The sequence below is a fragment of the Parasphingopyxis sp. genome, assembly GCF_052168275.1.
In the GTDB taxonomy this organism is placed as follows: domain Bacteria; phylum Pseudomonadota; class Alphaproteobacteria; order Sphingomonadales; family Sphingomonadaceae; genus Parasphingopyxis.
The window spans coordinates 1-5,834 of the sequence record NZ_JBQLZM010000004.1 but is presented as its reverse complement, the minus strand read 5'-3'; the positions used below and the strand labels follow the sequence as shown (position 1 = coordinate 5,834).

Here is a 5,834-nt window from a genome sequence, read left to right as displayed (position 1 = left end):
TCGCGTTCGAGAACGATATCGAGGCGCTGATGGCGGCGCGCGATTTCATCGATTATCTCCCCGCCTCGAACCGCGAAGAGGTGCCCGAACGGCCGACCGCAGACGCCTGGGACCGCGAGGAGCCGAGCCTCGACACGCTGATCCCGGCGAGCGCCGCGACGCCCTACGACATGCACGAGCTGATCAGGAAGACGGTCGACGAGGGCGAGTTTTTCGAGCTCCAGCCCGCCCATGCGGCGAACATCGTCATCGGCTTCGGCCGGATCGAGGGCCGCACGGTCGGCATCGTCGCCAACCAGCCGACGGTGCTCGCCGGCTGCCTCGACATCGCGGCGTCGAAAAAGGGCGGGCGTTTCGTGCGCTTCTGCGACGCCTTCGATATCCCGATCGTCACCTTCGTCGACGTGCCCGGCTTCCTGCCCGGCGTCGGGCAGGAGCATAACGGCATCATCAAGCATGGCGCGAAGCTGCTCTTCGCCTATGCCGAGGCGACGGTTCCCAAGATCACGGTGATCACGCGCAAGGCCTATGGCGGCGCCTATGACGTGATGGCGTCCAAGCATCTGCGCGGCGACCTCAACTACGCCTGGCCGACCGCCGAGATCGCGGTGATGGGCGCCAAGGGCGCGGTCGAGATCATCTTCCGCAAGGATATCGGCGACGAAGAGAAGATCGCCGCGCGCACCAGGGAATATGAAGACCGCTTCGCCAACCCGTTCGTCGCCGCCGCCAAGGGCTTTATCGACGAGGTCATCATGCCGCATTCGACCCGCCGGCGTGTGGCGCTGGGGCTACGCAAGCTGCGGAACAAGCAGCTCGAGAATCCGTGGAAGAAGCATGATAATATTCCGTTGTGAGTGAAGGTCAGCCAAGGGACCTGCAATATTCGCTGTTCTTCGTGTCGGTGGTTATACTGTGCGCCCTGGCTGTGTTCGATCCCTTCGGAATAGCCAGTCCTTCATACAGGACATTTGGAGGTCTGGTGCTCGGGCCTCTTTCGGTCGGCTATGCATTTATGGGCTTGCGAAAGGCTCGTTTCCGGAGCTCTCCAATAGCAAACGGGCCGTGAGCCCGGTGCAGTTCTGGTTCTGCTTCTTCGTGTTTCTTCTCATCGGCGGTGCATGCGCCTTTCTGGGCCTAAAAGCGCTCGCGTCATCCTGAACTTGGTTCAGGATCCATTACTCCGCACGCGTTTCCCTGTCCGGAGCTAATCCCGATGCCCGTATCGGCCTGGAATTGACGCCGGCCTTCCTAGGGATAATCTGGTGAAAAGTGGTAGATGGATCCTGAACCAAGTTCAGCATGACGATGGGAGGAAGAACGAGGTTCCGCCGATGATCAAACGCCTTCTCCTCGTCGCGCTCGTCATCTTCGCGCTCTTCGCCGGCTATCGCGTCTGGCAGGAATCGCGGGTCGGGGCGGGGCCGGTCGACGTCGCGGTCGCGCCCGAGGGGCCGACGCGGGAGATCGCGTTCGTTTCCAATGCGGTCGGCGGCACGGTGAGCCTGGTCGATATCGAGGCGCGCGCCGTCATCGGCGAACTCGATATCGTGCCCGATGGGCGGCGCGTCTCCATCTTCCGCGATTTCACCCAGGGGCTCGCCGGGCAGCGGCTGATCGAGCGGGGCGGGGGGCTCAACTATGCGCAGGACACCGATCTCTCGCCGGACGGGCGCACGCTCTATGTCGCGCGCGGGCATCTCGGCGATGTCGCGGCCTTCGACCTGGCGAGCGGCAATTTGCGCTGGCGGACGCGCGTCGCCGGCGTCCGCGCCGATCACATGGCGATCGCGCCCGACGGATCGCGGCTCTACGTGTCGGGCACGATTTCGGACCGGCTCGACGTGCTCGACGCGCGGACCGGGGCGCGGCTCGCGCGCCTCCGCACCGGCGTCTGGCCGCACGACGTCCATGCGACGCCGGACAATCACCGGATCCTGAGCGCCAGCCTCGGCGACATGCAGGAGGAGGACGAGACGGCGCGCGGCGCGGCGGCGGACGGCGACGATCCCTGGCCCTATCAGCTGACCGTCTATGACGCGGCGACGCTCGAGCGCGTCTCCCGCTATCGCTTTCCGCGCGGCATCCGCCCGTTCCAGCTCTCGCCCGACGAGAGCCTGCTCTATGCCCAGCTTTCGAACGAACATGCGATCGTGACGTACGATTTCGCCCGGCGCGCGATCGTCGAGCGGATCGACCTGCCCGTGGCCGACGGGGTGAGCGAGGAGGACTGGGATTTCGAGGCGCCGCATCACGGTCTGGTGATCACGCCCGACGGCGCGACCCTGTGCGCGGCGGGCCGGGCGTCCGACTATGCGGCGCTGGTCGCCGCCGAGGGGCTGGAGCTGCTCGCCACCGTGCCCGTCGGCAACGCGCCGAGCTGGTCGGCGATCGGCGCCGACGGCGCGATCTGCATCCTCGCCAACAATCGCAGCGACGACGTGTCGCTGGTGGATGTGGAGGCGCGCGCGGAAGTGGCGCGGCTCCAGGTGGGCCGCGCGCCCAAGCATATCACGGTGGGCCGGGTGCCGGAGAGCGTCTTGCGGGGAGTGCGGTAGGGCGGTAGCACCGCCGTCATTGCGAGCGCAGCGAAGCAATCCAGAGCCGCGAACGCCGTCGCCGGCCGCTCCGGATCGCTTCGTCGCCACGCTCTTCGCAATGACGAGCTTGGAGAGAAGAAGATGAAACTCGGCCCCCTCAACCATGTCGGCGTCGCGACGCCGTCCATTCCCGACAGCATCGCCTTCTGGCGCGACGTCATGGGCGCGACGAAAATCCACGAGCCGTTCGACATGCCGGCCCAGGGGGTGAAGGTCTGTTTCGTCGATACGCCGAACAGCCAGATCGAGCTGATCGAGCCGCTCGGCGAGGATTCGCCGATCCACGGCTTTCTCGCGGCCAATCCCAAGGGCGGCCAGCATCATCTGTGCTTCGAGGTGCCGGACATCCATGAAGCCAGGGCGGAGTTCGAGGCGATGGGCAAGCGCGTCCTCGGCGAACCGCGGATCGGCGCGCACGGCACGCTGATCTTCTTCGTCCACCCCAAGGATATGGGCGGTGTGCTGACCGAGATCATGGAGTCGCCGAAAGCGGAGCATTGAGCGGCGGAAAGTCGCGGAACGGGTCCCAAAGTTGCGCCGAATCGCGCGGATCGCGGCGGCAAGGCCCGGTTTCGCGTCGAAACGGCGCGAAAACCGCCCGATACGCGTCCCCTTCGCCAACTTCCGCCGCCCCCCTCGCCAAATTGATACTTGAACAAGCAGCGCGCGTCGGACAGGGTTGACGTTAACGGAAACCGCCGACTCACTTTTCTGCCATCAGGGAGGCAATCATGGCCGACTATGAAATGATCACACTCGCCGTCGCCGACAATATCGCGACGATCACGCTGAACCGGCCCGAGCGCCTCAACGCGATGCCGCCCGCGATGGCCGACGAGATTTCCGCGGCGCTCGACGACGCGCTGGACCAGGGGGTGCGTGCGATCGTCATGACCGGCGCGGGGCGGGCCTTCTGCTCGGGCGCCGATCTCGCCGGCGGCGGCGGCAGCCGGGACCGGTCGCAGGGGCTGGGCGGCGATGCGGCCAAGGCCTCGCTGGACGGCCATTACAACCCGATGATCAAGAAGATCGCCGACCTGCCCGTGCCGTTCATCACGGCGGTCAACGGCCCGGCGGCCGGTGTCGGCTGTTCGGCGGGGCTGGCCGGGGATTTCGTGCTGGCGGGCAAGTCCGCCTATTTCCTCCAGGCCTTCGTCAATATCGGCCTCGTGCCCGATGGCGGCGCGACCTGGATGCTGCCGCGCCTCGCGGGCAAGGCGCGCGCCTTCGAGATGATGATGCTCGGCGAGAAGATCCCGGCGGAAAAGGCCGCCGACTGGGGCCTGATCTACAAGGTGGTCGAGGACGACGCGCTGATCGGCGAGGCGATGGCGCTCGCCAAGCGGCTGGCGGACGGCCCGACCCTCGCGCTCGGGCTGATGCGCCGCGTGGCGACGCAGAACCTCGAACGCGGCTATTCCGACGCGCTCGACGCCGAGGCCAACGCCCAGCGCGAGGCCGGCAACAGCGACGATGCGAAGATCGGCGCCATCGCCTTCCTCAAGAAGGAAAAAGCCCGCTTTACCGGGAAATAGGCCCCATTCTTTCGGGTGGAGCTTGTCGAAACCCTGTTCTTTCTTCTAACCGGTCTGCGAACAGGGAGGCTTCGACATGCGCGGGGCATATGGATAGAAGACAGCCATGACCGATAAACCGACCAAATCCGACTGGCGGGACCGTGCGGCCGGGGAAGTGAAGGGCCGGAATCTGACCTGGGAAACGCCCGAGGGAATCGCCGTCCAGCCGGTCTACGACGCGAGCGATGCGCTCGATCCCGGGCTGCCGGGTTTCGCGCCGTTCACGCGCGGGCCCTATGCCTCGATGTATACCGGCCGGCCCTGGACGATCCGGCAATATGCGGGCTTTTCGACGGCCGAGGAATCGAACGCCTTCTACCGCCGCAATCTGGCGGGCGGGCAGAAGGGGCTCTCGGTCGCCTTCGATCTCGCCACCCATCGCGGCTATGACAGCGATCATCCGCGCGTCGTCGGCGATGTCGGCAAGGCGGGGGTCGCGATCGATACGCTGGCCGACATGCAGATCCTGTTCGACCAGATCCCGCTCGACCAGATGAGCGTGTCGATGACGATGAACGGGGCCGTCATCCCGGTCATGGCCTTCTATATCGTCGCCGCCGAGGAACAGGGCGTTTCGCAGGACCGGCTCTCGGGCACGATCCAGAACGACATCCTCAAGGAGTTCATGGTCCGCAACACCTATATCTATCCGCCCGAACCCAGCATGCGGATCGTCGCCGACATCATTGCCTATACCGCGGAAAACATGCCGCGCTTCAACTCGATCTCGATCTCCGGCTATCACATGCACGAGGCCGGGGCGACGGCGGTGCAGGAGCTCGCCTATACGCTCGCGGACGGCATGGAATATGTCCGCGCCGCGATGGCCAAGGGGCTGGACGTCGACAGCTTCGCGCCGCGGCTCAGCTTCTTCTGGGGCATCGGCATGAACTTCTTCATGGAGATCGCCAAGATGCGCGCGGCGCGCAAGCTCTGGCATTCGATCATGGAGGATTTCGGCGCGCAGGACCCCAAGTCCAAGATGCTGCGCACGCACTGCCAGACGAGCGGTGTGAGCCTGACCGAACAGGATCCCTACAACAATGTCGTGCGCACGACGATCGAGGCGATGGCCGCGACGCTGGGCGGGACGCAGAGCCTCCACACCAACGCGTTCGATGAGGCCGTGGCGCTGCCGACCGACCGCTCGGCCCGGATCGCGCGCAACACCCAGCTGATCCTGCAGGAAGAAAGCGGCATCTGCAACGTCGCCGATCCGCTCGGCGGCTCCTATTATATCGAACAGCTGACCCAGCAGCTCGCCGACAAGGCCTGGGCGCTGATCGAGGAAGTCGAGGCGGCCGGCGGGATGACCAGGGCGGTCGCCGAGGGGCTGCCGAAGAAGAATATCGAGGAGGCCGCGGCGGCCAAGGCGGCGGCGGTCGACCGCGGCGAAACGGTCATCGTCGGCGTCAACAAGTACCGGCTCGCCGAGGAAGACGAGATCGACATTCTCGATATCGACAATGCCCGGGTCCGGCGCGATCAGATCGCCCGGCTCGAACAGACGCGCAGGGAACGCGACGGCGATGCGGCGGAAGCGGCGCTCGCGGCGCTCCGCGACGGCGCGAAAGGGGATGCCAATCTGCTCGCGCTGGCGGTCGAATGCGCGCGCGCCCGCTGCACGCTCGGCGAAATCTCCGCCGCGATGGAGGAC

At 65.9% G+C, this 5,834-nt stretch carries 5 protein-coding genes; all 5 read left to right on the top strand.

The window, feature by feature from the left end:
- Positions 1-857 (top strand): acyl-CoA carboxylase subunit beta (locus ACTS1X_RS00495; protein ID WP_442612428.1); only part of this gene is annotated, 857 nt, incomplete at its 5' end.
- A gap of 477 nt (positions 858-1,334) precedes the next feature.
- Positions 1,335-2,558: a hypothetical protein gene (locus ACTS1X_RS00490; RefSeq protein ID WP_442612427.1), complete on the top strand. Its 1,224-nt coding sequence runs from the start codon at positions 1,335-1,337 to the stop codon at positions 2,556-2,558.
- A gap of 123 nt (positions 2,559-2,681) precedes the next feature.
- Entirely contained in the window at positions 2,682-3,101 is a 420-nt protein-coding gene (gene mce, locus ACTS1X_RS00485) for a methylmalonyl-CoA epimerase (protein WP_442612426.1), read from the top strand.
- A 230-nt stretch (positions 3,102-3,331) separates the two neighbouring features.
- A complete protein-coding gene (locus ACTS1X_RS00480) occupies positions 3,332-4,135 on the top strand; it encodes an enoyl-CoA hydratase-related protein (protein ID WP_442612425.1) in 804 nt (267 codons plus the stop codon).
- 106 nt (positions 4,136-4,241) lie between these two features.
- Positions 4,242-5,834: methylmalonyl-CoA mutase (scpA, locus tag ACTS1X_RS00475; RefSeq protein WP_442612424.1), on the top strand; the 1,593-nt coding region annotated here is incomplete at its 3' end.